Annotated in this window: 10 protein-coding genes; all 10 read right to left on the bottom strand. The window is 33.9% G+C overall.

Annotated elements, in window-relative coordinates; translation table 11 throughout:
* Window positions 1–40: 40 nt before the first annotated feature.
* The 10 genes from QWY87_RS11830 to QWY87_RS11785 all read right to left on the bottom strand — a co-directional run bounded on the left by QWY87_RS11830 (window position 41) and on the right by QWY87_RS11785 (window position 22,279).
* On the bottom strand, window positions 41–1,144 hold the full coding sequence (locus QWY87_RS11830) for a nickel-binding protein (RefSeq protein WP_290291409.1): 1,104 nt from the start codon (window positions 1,142–1,144) through the stop codon (window positions 41–43).
* 186 nt (window positions 1,145–1,330) lie between these two features.
* Complete coding sequence (locus QWY87_RS11825; protein ID WP_290291406.1) at window positions 1,331–8,398, bottom strand: beta strand repeat-containing protein; 7,068 nt, start codon at window positions 8,396–8,398, stop codon at window positions 1,331–1,333.
* Between the two features lie 254 nt (window positions 8,399–8,652).
* Window positions 8,653–11,034: a GumC family protein gene (locus QWY87_RS11820; protein WP_290291404.1), complete on the bottom strand. Its 2,382-nt coding sequence runs from the start codon at window positions 11,032–11,034 to the stop codon at window positions 8,653–8,655.
* A 240-nt stretch (window positions 11,035–11,274) separates the two neighbouring features.
* The gene (locus QWY87_RS11815) at window positions 11,275–12,777 is read right to left on the bottom strand and encodes a sugar transferase (protein ID WP_290291401.1); all 1,503 of its coding nucleotides are present in this window, start codon (window positions 12,775–12,777) and stop codon (window positions 11,275–11,277) included.
* A 305-nt stretch (window positions 12,778–13,082) separates the two neighbouring features.
* Complete coding sequence (locus QWY87_RS11810; protein ID WP_290291400.1) at window positions 13,083–13,838, bottom strand: hypothetical protein; 756 nt, start codon at window positions 13,836–13,838, stop codon at window positions 13,083–13,085.
* 36 nt (window positions 13,839–13,874) lie between these two features.
* Window positions 13,875–14,951 carry a DUF354 domain-containing protein gene (locus QWY87_RS11805; RefSeq protein WP_290291398.1) on the bottom strand — a complete coding sequence of 359 codons (1,077 nt, stop codon included), beginning with the start codon at window positions 14,949–14,951 and terminating at the stop codon, window positions 13,875–13,877.
* A 63-nt stretch (window positions 14,952–15,014) separates the two neighbouring features.
* Window positions 15,015–18,185, bottom strand: coding sequence for a DUF8693 domain-containing protein (locus QWY87_RS11800; protein WP_290291397.1), 3,171 nt, complete (start codon window positions 18,183–18,185; stop codon window positions 15,015–15,017).
* 274 nt (window positions 18,186–18,459) lie between these two features.
* Window positions 18,460–19,794, bottom strand: coding sequence for a phenylacetate--CoA ligase family protein (locus tag QWY87_RS11795; RefSeq protein WP_290291395.1), 1,335 nt, complete (start codon window positions 19,792–19,794; stop codon window positions 18,460–18,462).
* Between the two features lie 47 nt (window positions 19,795–19,841).
* Window positions 19,842–20,780 carry a hypothetical protein gene (locus QWY87_RS11790; RefSeq protein ID WP_290291392.1) on the bottom strand — a complete coding sequence of 313 codons (939 nt, stop codon included), beginning with the start codon at window positions 20,778–20,780 and terminating at the stop codon, window positions 19,842–19,844.
* A gap of 50 nt (window positions 20,781–20,830) precedes the next feature.
* Window positions 20,831–22,279, bottom strand: a complete 1,449-nt coding sequence (locus QWY87_RS11785) for an MBOAT family O-acyltransferase (RefSeq protein ID WP_290291390.1) — start codon at window positions 22,277–22,279, stop codon at window positions 20,831–20,833.
* Window positions 22,280–22,310: the final 31 nt, after the last annotated feature.

Raw genomic sequence — 22,310 nt, 5'->3', positions numbered from 1 at the left:
AAACCTAATTATGGGTCATAATTAAATCTTTCCAATTCATTCAAATTCTTGTCTTAGCGTATTCAGAGGGAAGTATACCGTATGTGTCCACGAAGCATTTAGAAAAATAGGCCGCACTATTAAAGCCCGAATCAAATGCTATTTCAGAAATATTACCTTTATGGGTCTCTATCATGCTTATCGCTTTCTTAAGTCTGTAAGACTTCAAAAAAATATTTAATGACTTACCTGTTAGAAAATTTACTTTTCTATATAATTGCGATTTACTTAAGCCCAATGCATCGCTGAAATGATCAACCTTAAGATTGGTTTTATTCCAAGATTTTTCCATAAAATCAATCAAACCCGAGAGAAATTTTTCATCAGAAGGCTTTAAAGACCTGAAGAAATTTTGTTTCATTTTATCATTTAAAAAAGTATTGTTACTCATTTCAAACACATCTGATGACATTACAACACCTCCTGAAACAACATTACATAACCTTTCGGCATCAACTATTGTTTCTTCAAAAAACCCCTTCCCTCCGGTAACAGGAAGACCTGAACTTATTCCAATATGAAGAGAATGATTCTCAGGTGAATAATCTAAAGATTTATATTCAGAATATACAAGAGAGGCACATTCTACGGCGTCTGAAACTGACCTAAATGAAATTAAACTAGAATCTGTTGTATCTTTTACCAAACGGCCTTTAAAATGAGATATCTGATCTATCACAAGGCCGTGAAAATCAAACAATAATTCTTTTTGAGTTTTATCGTTCAAACCCGTTAGTTTACTATGACTCACTTTAATCATCATAATAATTCTGAACGCAGGATCGTCTATAATCGGTAACTCATTCATACCATCCTCATGAGATGGATCTACTATACGACCCAAAAATGATTCTACAAGCCCTGGATTCACCTCAATGATACTATTTGGAATTGCACCATGGGCTTTGTTGTGCATAGCGGTTAAAGCTTCCTTATTTGGAGCATTAATTAAGCAAAATGCAGTCTTTCTTGGACCATCATACCAATATGTAAGCCCCTTGCAGCCAAATTCATGTTCAAATTTTAAATCCTCCTGATGAATTCTAGCCACGTGCTCAGCGTCTATATTCTCATCGAGGTCGTGTCTGTCCATATAAATAGGCATAGTCTAAAGGTTTGATTGTAAGATTATTCCAACTAAGTTAGTAAAAAAATTACATAATGTTTAAGTATTGCCTCTAATAGAGGATTCTTTACTTAGTCATTTGAAGGCAAGTATTCACAAATAGGTATAAAAAAACCGCCTAAATAGGCGGTTTTAATAAGGTTAGTTTATTTTGGCAAAATTATTCTAATACTTAATTGATTTTGTATTGATCATACTTCCATCTTCTAATCTCGCCTCGATCAACATAACTGTTCCAATTCTTACATTACTAGTATTTAATTGGAATGAAGATTTTTTAGGAACTTCTTGAATAATCATTCTACCTAAAAGATCATATACTTTAATTTCATTCACAGTTTTTCCTGATACCACACTCATGATATCAAATTCATTAGTAATTGTAAATCTATTGGCGTCAATAATTTCTTCAGGTCCTAAATCATAATTTTTATTTACAAACTCTAATCTAAACCTGTCAGAATATTCTCCAGACTTATCAGCTTCAAATTCGTAAGTTGATTTATTCAAATCATGTTTAATGTTCAAATACGTATCAACTAAATAAATATCCGCTTCGCTAAGTGCTCCCTGTTTTTTATTAATACTGATTTTGAACCAACCACTTTTTTTAGTATCAAATCCAAGATCAATATTCTTAGAAGCTCCGAATTCGCTTAAACCTTGAATTACATATTTGTCACTATTAATCTTAGAATAAAATTTTGCATTCTTTTCTAAAAGACTAATATTAGAATCATATAAATTACCTAAGGCATCATAATACATATCGTATCCGTCCGTAGCACCTTCAACAAAAGCAATCAAGATATCATTCTTTTCAGTTCCATGAACCATGCGTAACCATACCTTATCTTCCTCATCAGCTTTTGCAACAGACTCCTTCTTCTTAGAATTATTTGATTTATAAAACTGATCATTATCTCCTATCAATTTATAACTGTCTTCGAAATTGATACCACCAAAAGCAACAGTTCTAATCATAAAACCTTGAGATGAGGCAATATTCTTTGTTACGCCATCTGTTGATCCTGCAGCAGAATAAAATATATAATCACCATCAAAGTATTCGCCAGTATCTGGATCAACTTCTGTTCCATGCGTCCATAAAGCTATTTCATTCACTGTCGTATTATCTATTAAGATTCTCTGCATATCAATAGCTGCTGGGTAAGGGTTTCCAAGTAAATTAAAGTTTTCATTTGCCGTCCCTGTATCGATTGTTCCACTAAAGAAAACATTCTTTGTAAAAGGACCATTATGAGGAACACCTGTAAATGTCAAAGTTTGAACACCAGTCGATGCACCAGGTGCCGTATACCCTTTCGCGATATCCATACTCCCTGAAGACAACCACCAATACTTATAATTAGAAGCAGCTCCATAATCCGGATTCACATCACCAGCTCGGTAATCAAATAATCTGGTTGGATCTACACCTGCAAAAATTGTGTTAATTTGAGATCCTATGACCGGGGATGACCAATAAGTCACATCCATGATGTTATCAAGAGGTGTAGATTTTTCAATTTTAGTTATTACTCCAATATTTGCATTGGGGTTATAAACTACAAGCGACTCGGTATCACCAATAGTTAAACTTCCACTATTGACAAAATCACCATAGATCACTATACTAAAGCTTGTCGCTCCATTAGAGTCAAAAACAACGTTTACTCCATTATTAATTGTCAAATTACAAGAAATAAAATTCGAAGGAGCCCCAGTAAATGAACTGGCAATAGTTGCCGTTCTAGATTGATCAGGTTGTAAATTAGACCAAGTAGTACCGTTATAAATTGTAGGCCCAACTACCTGTGTACCTAAAGCTAAATTCGTATTAGCAATAGCTGCATCAACATCAGACAGTAATATAAAACTCCAATCAGACTCATCAAAATCCAGATGAGGTAATTCCGATGAACAACCACCTTTTATAAAAGAAGAAGTTGCACCCCAACCATCAGGAGCCGTTCCCGGACTTGCAGAGACATCACCAATAATTTCAACCCTGTTATTATAAGAAGAACTGTTATTGGTAGTCGATATTAAAATGACATCATCACCTGTAAAAGTACATACCGGAGAATTTATTTGCGTAGCACCACCAATATTCCCTGCAGAAGGTGATACGGCAGCAACATTTCTAAACAATAAAGTCTGACCAGCTGCCATAGCTGGGATAACTGTATTCTGAGAAGGAGAGGCTGTTTCTATGATTCCTGATCTAGCAATATCATCTTCAAATAAAGCGAGATAAAACCTTCCGGCCGCTATTGCTTCACCCGAAATATTCGTGACTTCTAGCCATTGGTCGTTTCCACCAAAACCGTGGTAGTATTGACTGATCATAATTTCATTATCCGTTGGAACACCTACATCAATTGACCATCCTTTTGCAATCAGATTATCATAAGAAGGTTGGGCAGCTAATGTCAGCCCCAGATTATTTTCAATAGTCAATATTCCATCGAATTCACCGAAAACATCTAACTGATTGACGATGGCATCAAGTGTATTTGAAGTTAGGGAATTGTCTGTTAACTCTAATCTGTTTAAAGCACTATTATTTGAAATATCCAACACCGTTAAATTATTCAGATTCGCTCTAAAAAAGCTCAAATCTGACAATGTACTGATGTCAATAGTTGCAATATCATTATTCTGAATATGGAAATTACTTAATGCCACGGCCTCAGTCGCATCAATATCCGTTATTTCCAGAGAGTAAACTTGAAATCTTGTAAGCCCTCCAAATCCATCATCACTGGTTACGGTGATGCTAATGGGACTTCCATTATTAGCACTAAAATCAAATGTTGGAACATTTGAAGTTTCAGTCAAGGTTCCAATTAAAGCATTTGATGCTTCCCAAACTAAAACATTACCTGAATTTGTAACCGATCTAGGCGACCATGCATTGCTATTAGAAACTGTAGACATAGTAATGGTATTGAAAACTGGAGCTGTCGGAGCATCTACATCTATAGTCCAACCTTTTGTTTCCAAATTATCGAAGGAAGGTTGAGCAGCAAATGATAAAGACTCATTTCCAGCGATATCAAGTATACCATCTAACTCTCCAAACACATCTAATTGGTTCACAATTGCATCAAGTTCATCAGTAGTTAAATTATTACCAGTTAATTCAAGTCTTGTCAGAACGCTATTATTCGACACATCCAAGGCTGTAAGGTTATTGTCATTGGCTCTGAAAAAAGTAAGATTATTCAAGGCACTAATGTCCACATCAGAAATAGCATTACTCTGAATATGGAAATTTGATAATGAAGTAGCTTCACTTACATCAATGTTAGTAATATCAAGGGTGTAAACCTGAAATCTGGTCAATCCTCCAAATCCATCGTCACTTGTTACAGTGATACTTATTGGAGTTCCATTATTAGCACTAAAATCAAATGTTGGCACATTAGCCGTTTGAGTCAAAGTACCTATCAAAGCATTTGTTGCTTCCCATACCAATGTATTCCCCGTATTTGAGACACTTCTTGGTGACCAAGCATTACTTGTTGAGATTGTAGTAATTGACATCGTTGTCAATACAGGAGCTACTGGAGCATCTACATCAATTGTCCAGCCGTTCAAAATTAAATTATCAAAAGCAGGCTGAGCCGCAAAGGATAAATCTTCATTCCCGCCTATATCAAGAATTCCATCCAATAGTCCAAAAGTATCAAGTTGATTTACAATTGCATCTAATTCAGCAGTAGTCATGGCGTTATCCAATAATTCAAGACGAGTCAATAAACTATTGCCAGATATGTCTAAAGCAGTTAAATTATTAGTCCCTGCTCTAAAGAAATTCAAATTATTCAATGGTGTTAAGTCAATATTAGAAATTTGGTTGTTCCCAATATGCAGATTCTCTAAATTTGTTGCTTGGGTCAAATCTGCTGCAGTAATATCTAAAGTATAGATCTGAAACCTTGTCAATCCGGTTAACCCATCATTTGATGTTACAGTAATACTTATAGGGCTTCCGTTATTAGCACTAAAATCAAAAGTTGGAACATTAGCTGTTTGTGTCAAAGTTCCTATCAAGGCGTTTGTTGCCTCCCATACTAGTGCATTACCTGTATTTGTAACACTTCTTGGTGACCAGGCATTACTTGTTGAAGTTGTTGTAATAGACATAGTGGCAATAACTGGAGGTCCAGGTGCGTCGACATCAATTGCCCATCCCTTATTAATCAAATTATCATAAGCTGGTTGCGCTGATTCAGTAATTCCTTCATTTCCAGAAATATTTAGTATCCCATCATTTAAATCAAAAGTATCCAATTGATTCACAATCGCATCAAGTTCTGAAGAAGTCAAATTGTTATTTTCTACTTCAACTCTTGTGAGCAAAGAATTATTAGAAATATCCAAAGTAGCTATGTTATTGTCAAGACCTCTGAAAAAAGTGAGGTTTGACATTGTGCTAATATCTATTGCTGATATATTATTACTTTGAACATGAAAATTTCCTAATTCTGTCGCTGCAGTTGCATCAATAGCCGTTATATCTAATGTATAGACTTGAAATCTAGTTAAACCTGAGAACCCATCATTACTTGTTACAGTAATGCTAATAGGACTTCCATCATTGGCACTAAAGTCAAATGTAGGACTATTTGATGTCTGTGTCAATGTACCGATCAAAGCATTTGTTGCTTCCCATACAAAGGCATTACCCGTATTTGTTACACTTCTTGGTGACCATGCATTACTAGTTGAAGTTGTTGTAATCGACATTGTTGCAATAACTGGAGGGCCTGGAGCATCGACATCAATAGTCCAGCCATCAGTAATTAAATTGTCATATCCAGGTTGGGCAGACTCTGTGATACCTTGATTACCGGCTATATTTAAAATACCATCTGTTTCACCAAATGCGTCCAATTGATTCACAATAGCATCAAGCTCAGTTGAACTCAAATTATTATTTGTTATCTCCAATCTGTTCAGCAAGGTATTATTGGAAATATCCAAACTAGATACATTATTGTCAGAAGCTCTGAAGAAAGTTACATTGGTCAGTGTACTGATGTCAATAGCAGATATATTATTTGACTGTATATGGAAGTTATCTAACTGCGTAGCAGCTGACGCATCAATTGCAGTTATATCCAATGTATAAACCTGGAATCTTGTCAACCCTGAAAAACCATCATTACTTGTTACAGTAATAGAGATTGGTGTTCCATCATTACCACTAAAATCAAAAGTTGGCACATTAGCTGTTTGTGTAAGTGTACCAATCACAGCATTAGTAGCTTCCCATACAAAAGCATTACCCGTGTTTGTAACACTTCTTGGAAACCATGCGCTACTCGTAGATGTTGTTGTAATTGAAATCGTTGCAATAACAGGCGGTCCTGGTGCATCAACGTCAATTGTCCAACCATCTGCAATCAAATTATCATATCCAGGTTGTGCTGATTCTGTTATCCCTTGATTTCCTGCAAGGTTCAAAATACCGTCAGTTTCACCAAATGCATCCAATTGATTTACTATTGCATCTAATTCTGTTGAAGTCAACACATTATTGTCGACTTCTAATCTGTTTAAATTAGAATTATTTGAAATATCAAGGCTTGCAATATTATTTCCTGAAGCACGGAAAAAAGTTAAATCTGACAATGTACTGATGTCAATATTTGAAATATTATTGGCTTGAACATGAAAATTATCCAAAGCAACAGCTGCAGTGGCATCAATCTCAGTAATATCCAATGTATACATTTGAAACCTTGTAAGGCCTACAAAACCATCGTTACTTGTTATAGTAATATTAATTGGAGTTCCATCATTAGCACTGAAATCAAAACTCGGAGAATTAGCCACCTGAGTTTGAGTTCCAATCAAGGCATTTGTTGCCTCCCAAGTAAATGCATTACCTGTATTGGTTATACTTCTTGGACCCCATGAAGCACTAGTAGAAGTTGTGGTTATTGTCATTGTTGCAATAACAGGTGGTCCTGGAGCTGGCACATCAATTGACCATCCATCTGTAATCAAATTATCATAGCCTGGTTGTGCATCTTCTGTAATCCCTTGATTTCCAGAAACGGTTAATATTCCTCCTGTTTGTCCAAAAGCATCTAATTGATTTATTAATCCATTTAACTCTGCGGATGGCAATAAATTTGCCTCCATCTCAACTCTGGTTAAAAGAGGGTTATTTTGTATATCCAAAGATGTAATTCCATTTGTCCCAGCTCTAAATAAATCTAAATCAGGCAGTGAACTTATATCAATACTTGTTAATTGATTGTTACCAATATGAATATTCTGTAATTCGATAGCTTCAGAAAGATCTAAGTCAGTTATATTTAAAGTATATGCTTGAAATCTTGTTAATCCTGTAAAACCATCATTACTTGTAATTGTAACACTGATTGGACTGCCATCATTTGCGCTAAAATCAAAAGTAGGAACATTCGCAATTTGGGTTTGAGTACCAATCAAAGCATTTGTAGCTTCCCATGTAAATGCATTACCGGTATTTGTAATACTTCTCGGAGCCCAAACATCGCTAGAACTAGTAGTAGTCAACGTAATAGTCGCAGTAACTGGTGGGCCTGGAACTGGAACATCAATCGTCCAGCCTTTACCGATTAAACTATTGTAATTTGTTGCAACAGCTTGCGTTAAACCTTGATTTCCAGATAGTGTAAGAATCCCATCAGTTTCATTAAAAACATCCACTTGTACAAGAAGCGCATCAAGAATCGTAGAGGTTAACAAATTACTAGCCAATTCCAATCTTGTTAGATTACTGTTGTTCGAAATATCAAGACTAGACAAATTATTAGTACTCGCTATTAACAACTCTAAGTTTCCTAAGGTGCTTATATCTAAAGCGGAAATTTGATTATTACTTATATGAATATTTTCAAGTTGCGTGGCATCCGTCAAGTCAATAGCGGTAACCTCTAAAGTATATACTTGAAATCTCGTTAATCCTGCAAAATTATCTGCACTTGTAACTGATATAGCAATTGGACTTCCATCATTTGAACTAAAATCAAAGGTAGGCACATTCGCGGTTTGGGTTAAGGTTCCAATCAGCGCATTGCTAGCTTCCCAAACAAGATCTGTCCCTGAATTAGCAATACTTCTTGGAGACCATGTAGCACTTGCTGAAGTTGTAGACAGGGTAATTTCCTGACCAAAGGCAAAGGAAGAGGAGAGGACAATAATTAAAATTAAGAGTAACTTTTTCATCATACAGAATTAAAATTTAATAATTTTGAAATATTACACAAATATAAATAAATTAATGACCATTTAAATGAATTTAAATGAATTTATTAACACCTTATATAACATATTTCCTTGGGTTTCGACTATCATAGCATGAATCGAATCGGCAAAATACGAAAAATCTTTGAGATGTTGATTTTTTTAGATTAAGAACAAAAAAAAGGAAGATAAATGCAGCTATTTTCTTCCTTTTAAATTCTTTGATTCACACTTTTTTAAAAACCCAATTTAACAGCATATTTTTGTAATATATTTTTCTTTTTATTTTTACCGTATCCATAGCCATAGCCATAGGCACCTCTGCTATGATCAGTCCCATTAATCAACATAGCCATATTCATGAGCTTTTTCTCTTTGAATAATTTCTCTGGAATATGAAGCATCCTTTTATCTAAGAAATTTGATTTCACAACATATATAGTTAAATCCGCATACTTGCTAATTTGCATCGTATCCGTAACCATTCCAACCGGAGCAGTATCTACAATAATATAATCATATACTTTCTTTGCCTCTTCAAACATTTGATCAACTCTCTTACTCATCAGCAATTCTACAGGATTTGGCGGAATATCTCCAGAATTTATCAAATGCAATTGATGAATAGATGTATATTTTTCAGTGATTTCCTTCAATGACAAATTCTCATTTTTTATATAATTTGTGACACCTAATAAATCTTCAAGATCCAAATATTTATTAATCTTTGGAGCTCTCAAATCCATGCCTATCAGTAAAGTTTTCTTTCCGGAAATAGCTAACGAAGAAGCTAAATTAATAGCAGTAAAAGTTTTTCCCTCTTCACTCTGAGTTGAAGTTACAAATACTGTCTTACATGCTTCCTTATTGTCAAGCATAAAGTTAATATTTGTTCGAATATAGCGGAATGCCTCAGCTACACTCGAATTATCAATATCCTTAATAAAGTGATCACTCTTTACAGATGTTTGCGGCACATCTCCCAAATATGGAATTCCCAATCTTGAGATGTCATTTTCATCATGCACTTTTGTATCGAGAAGATTCTTTATATAAATTATTCCAACTGGCAATAAAAACCCAAATAAAATCGAAGCCACATATAAGATTCCTTTCTTAGGATATACAGGAAGTCCATTACTGTATGCCCTATCTATAACCTTGGCTTTTTCAACATTGACAGCATTTGATAGAATTGACTCTTCTCTTTTTTGTAATAAAAAAAGATACAATGCATTTTTAGTTTCCTGTTGGCGTACTATATCCTTAAATTCTCTTTCAGTTCTTGGAACAGATGCAATTCTTGAACTTATTTTGCCTCCTTGTGTATTTAGGGCTCTAATCTGAATTTCAGAAGATGATTTCAAGGAACTCAAACTACTACTCAAATTTTTCTTTAAAACCTCAAGTTGAGAATCTATTCCAACAATTATGGGATTGCGAACACTAGAACTTTTCATAACTCTATTTCGTTGCAATACAAGTTCATTATACTCAGAGATTAAATTGATAATGCCCACATCAGACAAACCAATATTACCAGGCAACAATTCACTTCTCCCTCTTTTATCTAGCTCTTCAAGCATATAACTAATGAGTTGCATCTGTGTATTAGCTGCTACTAAATCTCTTTCATTCAAAGAAGATGACTCAAGATAATAATTAGCTCCTTTTTCAGAATCAAGCATTTGATTTTTAGACTTAAACTGTTCTGCTGTGCCTTCTATTGTTATCAATTCGTTAGAAATCAACTCCAATCTCAAATCCAAGAAATCGGTTGTAGCCTGAGCTACTAAATTCTTATCATTCATCCCATCCGCATTGTATTGCTCAATTAAATTATTGATTATGGCAATACCTTTTTCCTTTATAGATTCCTCCAAAGAGATATTTAAAACCCGAGATAGCTTTTCATTAATTGGTTTAATGCCTATTGTTGTCATAAAGTAATCGATTGCTCTATCGACAGGAAACATTTTTACTAAGACGGTTTCTCCAATCAGCTCATTGTCATAATCAGGGTTAAGATTGATGCTTATTCTACTTTCATTCGAAAAATCATCATTACCTAAATTTGCTTGAAATTTTTCCTTAAAGGTTTTTTCAGTTAAAGAATTGTCATCAAAATCAACAAATTCAAATTCTGTAGCTGAGATTATCTTAATTCTAAATTCAGTTTTTATGTCATCAATAGGAAAATTACTTGAGTGAATAGTGAGAAGTAACGGAAAGTTAGGATATTGCTCCTTATCATATGGTGAGTCTTCTATATAATAGAGAACGTTCAATTTAAGCTCCTTTACTACATTGTGCATTAAATTTCGTGATTTTAATATCTGGATTTCATTTTCCAAAGATCTGTCTTCACTTCCAAAGAGGCCAAGGTCTTCAAAAGAAGACAAATCTGAAATGGATTTACCTTGCTCAATTTCCTTGATTAGAATAGATGCACCTATAAAGTATTTTGGAGTCATGGTTTGGACAGTAATAAACGTCACAATTCCAAAAAATAAAACGCTTGCGATAAACCACCTATAGTGAGTCGCATACTTCTCAATAACCTGTTTAAAGTTTTTCGTATTATCAAAACTTTTGTCTGAAAAATGTCCGATAGCCATATATATAATTTAATTTACCCCTAATTGTATGTGTAAATAACGCGTAAAAATAATAAAATTGTGACATCCACTACTATTTATGCAATTTATTGATCTTTTTTAATTCAAGTACTTTTTCAAAATGCAGCTAAGCAATCTGAAAAAGCATAATTTTATGACACCATTAACCGATCAAAAACTGTGCTTAATTCAAAAAAAAAGGAACCCGTTTGGGGTTCCTTTTTTTATAAACTTAATTCATTAAGCACTCCGTTTATGCTTAAATACAATGTTAAATATCGCATTTAAAAAATACCTCATATCAGTAGTATAAGGATTTCTTATCTTTTCTTCCAGATATTCTTTTTCAGATTGAAGAACACTCATAACGTTACCTTCTCTATTTAAAGCAACATAAGGAGGAACACAACCCGGAACCTGAGTCAATCGCAATTTCTGCATTTCCTTAGGGATATCCTGAAAATACCTTTCCGAAACCGGTCTCACTCCAACAAGTTTTAATTCTCCTTTCAATACATTAAATAACTGTGGTATTTCATCAAGCCACAATCTTCTCATAAATTTACCCCATTTAGGGATTCTAAAATCATTGGCAGGCTTTCCTGTTTCTGCATAACCATAAGCGTTAACAATATAATCTTGTAAATACTCGCTATAAGGGTGCATTGTTCGGAACTTGTACACTCCAATCATTTTTCCATTCTTACCTAATCGTGGCATTTTATATACTGGGCCGTAACTTGGACTTTCATCAAAATACGGCTCTCTTACTTTTTTGACTACAAAATATAAGATTCCGTCAATGGTTTTATAATCCATAATACTAAATCCGCAACTTACCAAACGACCTAAACCCTCTGCTTTTGAAAGCAGCCTATCATTACCTTTAGTAATGTCAAAATAATACTTCTTTGTGAAGGACACTTTTGGAAGAATTCGTTTAATCAAAAACTCTGCTGCAAAATAAATACTTCCCAATACCGGAATTTTATTAATAGACATTCTCTGTCTTCTTGCAGTAAAAGTCTCAAAACAACCAACCATGATTCCACCGTTCTCAAGTTTTCCGTTAACTTTTTCCAAATATTTGTTGACAAATCTTACATCATTTATTTTTTGCAGACTCACCACATTGTTCAGGTCTTGAACATCCTCAAGACGACGACTATTTGACTTCAAAACAACCAAAGATTTGGCAGAACTAATATTTACATAGTTTTCACAATATTTAACCACCGCAAGGCTTGAAAAATTAGAGATGAGCTCTCTGTTTTTCTGATAAAGCGGGTTATTTAATTTATGGATGATTGAATTCCTATTTCTTACCAATAAGAAATCTTCACACCAACTTAAAAATATCTCTTGTGTTATATTTTCGCGCCTGCATATTTCAGCTATACTTGTTGTTCCGGATTTTCCTTCTATTACAACACGAAACTTCTCATCAGCGGCTCTTTTATCAGTTTCAACTCCTTCTTTTGCATTTAAAGCTGATGCCGATAAAAATTCTTTTGTCCATTTATTAAATGTCCCAATCGAAATACCTTCTTTCTGGCACAATTTTTCAATTGGAATAACATTACTCTGCCCATCAATAACAATTCGGACTTTCTCATCTTTTGTGAAAATCTTTTTTGTTTGAGGGAATCCATTCGATCTATTAATGGGACTCAGAAAGTTACTGCGGTAACTTGGCCCTTTAAGATCATCAAAAAAAGTAGGCTTTTGTAATTTTGTTATCATAGCAATTGTTTTAGGGGATTAACATGAAAATACTCTTCCTTAAGAACAATATTTCCCTGTTCTAATTTCAATATAATAACCCCTAAAATAATTTTGGTAATTCGTACTATTGATAAGTAACCAATTTTCATCATGAGGGGTTGATAAAATTGAAGATATTATTTAAATTCTTTTTCTAAGCGGTAAATATACACATTTTCCTTAAAAAAGAAAATATTTTATTCATTTTATTAATGACTAGTCCTTATTTCATGGCGTAAATAAGCCTGATTTCTCTCAAGATAAAAGCTTGATACATTACCTATCTATTTTGAAACAAAGAAAACTCTTTTAACGACATTCTTAGCGTTTTGAATAATGAGTTCTTTCGTCCACTGAATATTATTATCATGCCAGCGTTGTGGGTGAAAATTAAACATAAACTGATTTGGTAATGTAGATTTTTTTAGAGCAGAAATAATATCATCAGTCGCGTGAAAAGTATAATCATAATTAGATTTTACTTTATCCCTAACACTTACTTTGAATCCGTCCCATCTTCGTCCCGTATCGGTAAAATATAAAACTTTATCAAAATCGATATCATAATAAGGTTCACCGATGAGGTTCAATGTCTTATAATCATATTTCTTCCATATTTCTTTATTATCAAACTTTGATCTTGGGCTCCCATGCATACAAATGGTGCTTACAGGAACCAATTTCCTTAAGTCCTCCAAATGTTGCTTGAATTGATCCCATGCCATGTCTATATTACCACCAGCTGTATCCATGGTCTCATAATGATATCCTACTTCATGTCCTAAAGAGGCAATTTCTTTTATAATAGCTACATCCCAACTTTGCGGAACAGCTCTGAAATAATACACGCCCTTAACGCCTCTTTCATGCTGAATCTTTGCAAATCTTAAAGAATGGCCTGGCAAATCATCAACATCATGACGAAGCATAACCACCTTATCATTGGCTTTTTTCAGATAGGCATCAAATGTCTGAAATGAGTAATTTTGTTCAATAAGAGTATCTAATAACTCCGTGTATTTTTTTACAGTAAAATCCATTTATTTAATTTGTTTATGTAGCAGTATTCTAGATGATTATCTAAACCTTGATTCGTAATTTGGATCATTAATCAAGGTTTCCATACTTGATGGGTAACTAGATATAAACCAATTAAGGAATTTTGTAGGGCTAATAAAATCCTGCTGCATCATTCTTGATTTTTCCTTTGCTTCATCCTTGACATTATTATTTTCTGCAATCTGAGCAACATAGCTTACTACCCCATTTGAAGATTCAAAATGTCTTAATAGACCCGCTTCCTGTTCAAATGCCAAATAACCCATTAAAGGCAGAGAATTTATATAAACAGCCTGAGTACCTAGTAGAGCACTTTCTGATGCCATAGTTGCGCTTTCTCCAATAAAAAGAGATGCTTCAGCTAGTACATCGTGCATTTTTTCTGGTGAAATATCTATCTTATAAGGAACAAATTCATTTGGCAAATCTCCTTCAGAAGAAATGAATATTTTAAATCTTGGTTCTAAAACTTTGATTAAATCTGATTTAGCCTTGTTGTCTAAGCCTGCATGTCCAACGTCATGATGCGCATTCCATGACACAAATCTAATGACGACATACTCCTCATTTTTTTCTAATCCTAGAATCTTCTTTATATCAGGATCCGGTTCGAAATAATCTTTATGTAAATACAAGCCCTCAATGACATTGTTAAATTTTATATGCTTTTCTCCCAAATCATTTAGATAACTCTTTGGAGTCAAAATAGCCTCAGTAAAAGGGTATGTAAATTTTGAGAGAATACCATCTTCATGCTCGGTATCTGTCAACGCAATATGCGGTTTTCCAAGCATAGAGGATACTTGCGCCGCATAGGGTGTTGAAAAACTTAAAAATAAATCAGGTTTAAATTTCATGGCGACCCTCAAAATCTGAAGATCAGCTTTCAACATATATAAAAGTTTTCCGATTTTTGAATTACTTCCCTTCCCCCTATTAATATAGGGTAAATTCAATTTTTCCAATAACCTTATGATAACATCCCTATCTCTTGCGACAATCAAAAATTCATGCCCGTCTTTTGTCAGCTCTGTTATAAGATTCTTAAAATAATGTACATGACCAGGATGACCAATATCTATTAATATTTTCATTTAATGCAATTTAGAAAATTTGAGGAAATGATCAATAAATTAAATTGTGTTTATAAAGATAAACTACTTTTTAATCATTTTATGGGTATGAATATGGCCATTTTTCATTATTGATCGAATAATTACAATGGTCCCTTTTTTAACTTTATTCAGTCGAATATTAAAACTATTATTATTTGGAAATGAATGATAAATAACCCTTCCATAGATATCATATATCTTTATTTCTTTAACGTCGTGGGGTCCATTAAATTTAAAACCATTTGAATTATTAGTGACCTTCAAAACATTTTTGATATAATCACCGTAATTTTCGTTTCCACCAACAAATCGAATACTAAAACGATCTGGAAAGTCTCCTGCTTTACTTATGAAAAACTCGTAATCTGACTTACTCAAATCATGTATCGAACCAGTGTTTCTATCCTTTAGAAAGATTCGTTTATTCTGTCCGAACCCCTGAGTTTTTGCTATTCCCAACTTAAAATTCCCGCTTTCAAGGGAGCTAAACCCTAATTTTACAGGCTTCCCAACTACCCTTCTCCCTAATCCTTGTATAGCATATTTCTCATTGTCTATTAAAGAATAAAAAGTAAGTGATGCCTCGGTGTTGATTAATTTTCCGTCGAGTCCGTAATCGACTGATTCAGAGCCACCATCTGAATATCCAATTAAAATTTCCTTTCTGGCAGCATTGTTCTTTAATAGTTTAAGCCATAACCGTTTTGTCACATCGTTCACAGAAGGCCCTTTCTTCTTCTTTCTAGATTTATAGAACTCTGTATTATTATTTGTAACCTGCATAGAATTTTCAAAATTAATAGTTCCATTTGACACATCGGTTAAAATCATAAAGCCTTGTCCTGAAGCTATGAAATAGGGCAATTCAATGTCGCTCAAATTTCCTCCGAGTGAATTATACGTTAAATAATCATCAGGATCATACTGATCGCCTCCGTATTCAGTACCATGCGACCATAAATAAAGGGTTCCGTTTTTAATAGAAGAATTTGCAGATATAAATTGATCTGCACTAATGGCCGATGGGTAAGGGTTCCCAATTAAATTTGTCCTATCATTATCATCTAACACACTTGGCGCTGTACCTATTGGAATAGAAATGTCCTTGTAATTTGGCTTACCAGTAAACTCAACTTCCAGTTGAGTACCTGACGTTGCATCTTCAGGGCCGTCAACAGAAAATCCTTGACCAGGAGTCATTTGATCCGAACCTAGTGCGTTATGCCAATGTCTGTAATCAATGTAATCACCTGTATATAAAGGGTTTTCCTTAAACAAATCATAATAGAATATTCGGCTACTATTAACTCCTTTTGTTATAAAAACATCGTTGATATTAGTGTTTTCTACTGACGACGACCAATATGTCACGTCAAAGTTATTCGTTAACTCCGTTGATTTTTCAATTTTCCGGTAGCTACCACTAATTTCTACGTCAGCATTAACGTCATCAATAATCAATGATTCAATATCGCCCACAATAAAATTCCCATTTATGACCATATTCCCATTTACAATAACACTATTATTAGAATTTGTATTATAATTTAATGTGCTACCTGCATTAACTTTCAAATCTTTTGTAATTAAATCAGCATTAATTCCATTATAATCATCATCAATAATGGTATTTTTTGAATCAGTTGGAGAACCATTAGACCAAGCATTATTATTCCATATTGTTATTAAATCACTCCTAATTGAGTATTCATAAAATGACAATATTTCTGGCCCAACAACATCATTAGTAGCATTGGTAATAAGATTATCATTGACTCCAGGTAATGCTCCTATATTTGAAATTTTGGCATTGACTCCAGGATATTCTGACAAAGTAAAAACAATCTGATTTCCAGAAGTATAGGCGTCCATTATGGTGCCATTTCCGTCTAAGACAAAATTCTTAATGGCTTCAGTGGAATTATCAATATATAGTTTTTCTGCATCTGTATTCAATACTAAAGTTACGTCATCAATTAAGTAGGCATCTGTTATATTCGGAGATAAATATTCGGGTTCAACCGGGGTGTCTGTATAAAAATATGAATCAACAAGCGGAAATATTCTTTCTCCAAAACCTTCGTAACCATTATTATATACAAAATGGCAAAACCCTAAGCTGCCTCCGTCCAAATACTGTTCTAGACCGTCTGTATTCATAATTTGGATATCATTATTCTCTTCGGCCAACTGCCTCTGTGCCTCCTTAGTAACGTGTAATAATAGGGTGTTCGTATTGTAATAAGCATTACAACCATTGCTAATTTGAAAAATGTAAAATTGCTTCACTCCAGAAAAATCACTAAGCCAACTAGTTCTTAAGTCCTCAAAAGCTAATTTATAATCACTTACTGTTTGACTCACATTCTCGCCCTGAGACCAAAATATTGCCTTTACCGCACTTCCTAAACCAGTTCTATCCAACCTGTATTTCAATCTAAAGTAGTTATTAGTAGCCGGAGTTGACTCATAAATACCGTCATAGTCTTTTGTAAAATAGTTAATAAATTTACCTCCACGGGCTCCATTAAAAATTGCTACTGGAATATCGTATTTATCAATAATTAAACTAGCTATTTTAGCTCCCCACTGCCCAGTATTTCCTAATACTTCACTTCCTGAATTCACGTTGGCAATTGACCAAACGTCTTGGGTTTGCAACTTCGAGAATGTTTCTGTCCCACTGGCATAAACCCGAATAAAGTTGCTTTGGGGTCCCACGCCATCTCTTATATTTGCTACTGCATTCGACTGCCCCTGAATAATATAAACATCTCCTGCTACAACGTTTGAGATAGTTGCAATCAATACATCCGGTATACTCGGATTAGGAAAAGGAGGGTCATCAGTCAGACCATAGATTTCAAAGGAATAATTTTTCGTTTCGGCAACAATAGTAATGTCGCTATTAGATGCAAAGTTTGATATACCTCCAGGATTATTCAACTCATAAGTGAATTCACCATTATTAATCCCATCTCTATATCTAACTATTTTGATATCATTATAAGGTGTTAAATTTGAAACTGTACCTTCAAATTCAACAATACCTGTAACTCCATTTCTTGCAACCAATTGATTGTCAAGTGGTATTTTAGTAAATTCTACTTGCCCAAATAGTGACAGAGATATTAAAAAAAAGAATAGACTTATGATTTTCGAACCGGAGATAGACGAATTCAATACTTTCTTCATATGTCGATATAGAATCATAACAATCATTTTGACAAATTTCATAGATTAAGAGGATATTTCTTAACTATAATTCGATTTGAAAATTCTGGCAATCCCCAAAAAATAAATGAATTTATGAAGAAGTAAATGACTTTACTTCGTGAGAAGATTCAAGTAATTCATCATGAGGGGTTGACAAAATTGACTTAATTAATTTCTTTTTCTTTCCAGCAAATATAATCAAAAAATGAATTGAACGAATCTATTCTACAAAATTCTTCTGCAAAACGAATCTATTCCATACACTTAAAACCTAGCTTTTTCTTATAAAATACCTGAGTTTACCACTTGCCTCTCTACTTATTGCTTCAGTAACATGAACATCAATTTCAATATCTTTACCTATTTCACTTCGCATTTCATTCTTGATCACTTCTTCAATCTTTTCATTATATGCCAAGCCAGGAACCATCTCCAGGAGGAAATGATTCTTGTTTTGAACTACTCGAAATTGTTTAATACTTCCATGATACTTTGAATTCATTGACTCACGAATAATGTAAGATAAGATTAAAGAACTTTTTCTGGATCCATCCTGGCATAATATAAAATCACTTATTCTGCCCTCGACTTCTTTAATAATTCTTGATGTCTTTCCACAAGAACAGAATTCTTCTGAGATCACTATTTTATCACCATTAAAGTAATTGATCAATGGGGTACCTAAATTATTTAATTCAGTGACACAGGTATTGTTTTCTTGGTCTGTGGATAAAAAGCTCAATTCCTCGTTGATATGCATTGAACCATGTTGGCACTCACCGGCATAAAACCCGCCTTCAGCTGACCCATACTCATTCGCCACTTTACACCCTAATATATTTTTTATATAGTCACGTTCTTCTTGAATTAATACCTCAGAGGTAACAACAGCCACTTTGATACTTGAAATCTTAAATCTCAAATTATGTTTATCCATCAATCTGGCCAATTCAAAAAGACCCGATTTATAGCTCCTTATATATTTTGGCCCAAAGTCATCAATTTTAGTCACAAAGTCAGAAACGGTCTCATCATTTAAATTAAATATATCCAGATCTAACCTATTTTTCAATACTCTTTTTATGTTTTTGGTATAAGGAAGGCCTTTATTATCAACTTGTTTTAACTTCCATATCAATACACTCTTATCGTGAAAATCAACACCCCACCAATTGTAAAACCTCATTTTACCGGCGAGCCTATAGGCTTCTGCCAATCCCGATATCTCAACAGTTAAAGGTTGGCCCGTAGACCCACTTGTTGAATGTCTAAACTTATTGATGACATGGTTATTCCTTAACAAATAAGAATTATCGAGGACATCTCTTTTTGATAAGATTGGATATGATTTAGAAAAATCATCCAGATCTAACAATTTCAAGTCATAATCCTTCACCCTGTCTCTATAATAATTGACATCTTTGTTTGCTGAATTTATCAAGCTTCTCAGTTTATCAAACTGGTAAGATTTCATCTTTTCTCTAGACCAATATTGACTTTGATGTAACTCTGCCAGAATCTTATAAGGACTCACTGGAAACTTAAGCTTGACAAACTTAAGCGCCAGATATTTCTTAAATATATATTTATATATCGCTTCTACCATGTTTTGAATAATCTAAAAATAATACGTCTTAGATACCATCCATTATTTTACTTATTGCTTTTGCTATTTAAAAAATCAGATCCATGCAAATCTTCAATCAAAAAGGAAGTTCTTCTGTCTACCCCCTGTTTAGAAAGGTGATAGATTTGATCGAACATCAAAGAGTCTGGCATGACATAGCGTTTTGGTGTTCCTAAAATTTCTAAGTCAGCCTTTTCCAAAGCAAATTGCACCATTTCTATCTCATTTTTAATCAGTTGGTAAGAAGATTCTTGAAAGCCAGGATACGTCACAAATAATGTTGCGCCTTTATCCTTAATTTGATTGTCAAATGTCTTTATAGCTTCTATAACCGAATTATTAATCGGGCCTTTTAGAGGATTAACTAACGGAAACGTTCTTTGCTTCAGACCCCAATGAAAATTTGAATCACCGTATTGATTAAAAATATGTTTACCATATACGTTATGATCATTATTATAGAAATATTGATTCCAATTAAACTTCCCTAAAAAATAAACAGGAACAGCTTTCATTAAATTTGGAATATGACCCGAGGACAAATTTTTGAAACCGTCCTTATCTGTATCCATCAACAATCTTAATAGATCATTTCCTCCAAAGGCATTCTTTCCGTAATAATGTTGATATTCTGGAGCTAAGACTATATAATCACCTGGTCTTATATATGTCAAAACATCTTCCATCATAAAATATAATCCAAAGTTAACGGCAAGTCCGGCATTTATGGGATTCAACGAGAATTCATCTTTAAACCTTTCACTATCTAAACCAAAAACCAGATTAGATCCACCAACAAAAATTATTCTCGGGGACGCAACATTTGCCAAAAGGGAATCTTTCTGTGTCTTATATGCCAACATATTATTTTTTGCTGCTGGCGTTGCAGGCAACATAATCCCAAAAAGAAAAATAAGCCCAAATACGATAAAAAAGATGACTATTTTAACTATAAATTTTCTCAAATCAATACTTTGTTAATTCTAAATTAAATTCGTTGGTTGGTTTCAATTCACTAAAACTGAAAGTAAATAAACTCTTGCTGGGCACCTCGCATATAGATCATCAATAGAAGTATTCCATAATAAATTGCCCATCTGATCGGTCGTTTGAAATTTTGACCCAACCGGGCAATTGCGTGTTCCTGATCTCTTCCTAGCCATTCAATAACTATAAAAAAGATCAGTATATAAGTCATATTCATCAGATTCTCCTGGCCTTCAAAACTCACACTCGTAAATATTGATGTAGAGAACATTTCTGCCAAATAATCAAAAGCATGTCCAATATCTCTAGCTCTAAAAAAGACCCAGGCAATAAGTGTCAATCCAAACGTGGTCAGTATTTTAAAAACATCCTTCAAACCCGGCAGCAACTTACCCTCGGCTACAACTTCAATATTTTGCCTGTTCTTCTTGGTCAATAGTAAGGGTAGAAAATAAATAGCATTCAATGCTCCCCAAACGATAAATGTCCAATTCGCTCCGTGCCAAAATCCACTGACAATAAAAATGATAAAAGTGTTACGAACCTTCATCCTTGTCCCTCCTTTACTTCCACCCAAGGGTATATATAAATAGTCCCTAAACCAGGTTGATAATGAAATATGCCATCTACGCCAAAACTCTGCAATGTCTCTTGAAAAATATGGAAAGGCAAAGTTCTTCATCAAATCAAAACCAAAGAGTCTAGATGTACCAATTGCAATATCCGAGTATCCAGAAAAATCACCATAAATTTGGAACGCAAAGAACAGCGCTCCAACAGCGAGGGTACTACCTGAATAATCTCCTGAATTATTAAAAATTTCATTAGCAATCTGTGCGGCATTATCGGCAATAACAACCTTTTTAAACATACCCCATAAGATTTGTTTTAAGCCATCAACAGCTTTGTTATAATCGAAGGTTCTTTTTTTATAAAACTGAGGTAGTAAATTGGTTGCCCTTTCAATAGGGCCGGCTACTAATTGTGGAAAGAAACTTACAAAAGCTGCAAAAGCAACAAAATCCTTAGTAGGTTCAAGTTTCTTTTTATAAACATCAATAGTATAACTCAAGGTTTGAAAAGTATAAAAACTTATTCCTACCGGAAGTATAATATTCAAGCTACTCACATTAAACTCGCTTCCGAAAAATCGAAATGCTGTAACAAAATTATCAAGAAAGAAATTGTAATATTTAAAGAAACCTAAGAAACCTAAATTCACACAAATACTAATCCAAAGTAAGGTAGTTCGTCTTGAACTTCGACTCTCATCTTTCAATTTCATGCCCACTGTGTAATCCACTAAGGTGCTGAAAAGAATTAAAGATAAAAAGCGCCAGTCCCACCATCCGTAAAACACATAACTTGCTACAACGATCAGCAAATTTTGAAGCTTGAGATTCTTATTCGTCACAAACCAGTACAGTATAAATACTATAGGCAAGAATATGGCAAAATCCAAGGAGTTAAATAACATTAAAAGAGTGTTTATTAATTATTAAAAAAGT

The organism is Lutimonas halocynthiae (assembly GCF_030409835.1).
GTDB lineage: Bacteria > Bacteroidota > Bacteroidia > Flavobacteriales > Flavobacteriaceae > Lutimonas > Lutimonas halocynthiae.
The sequence above is the reverse complement of the archived record's forward strand: the minus strand, read 5'-3'. Positions and strand labels throughout refer to the sequence as shown.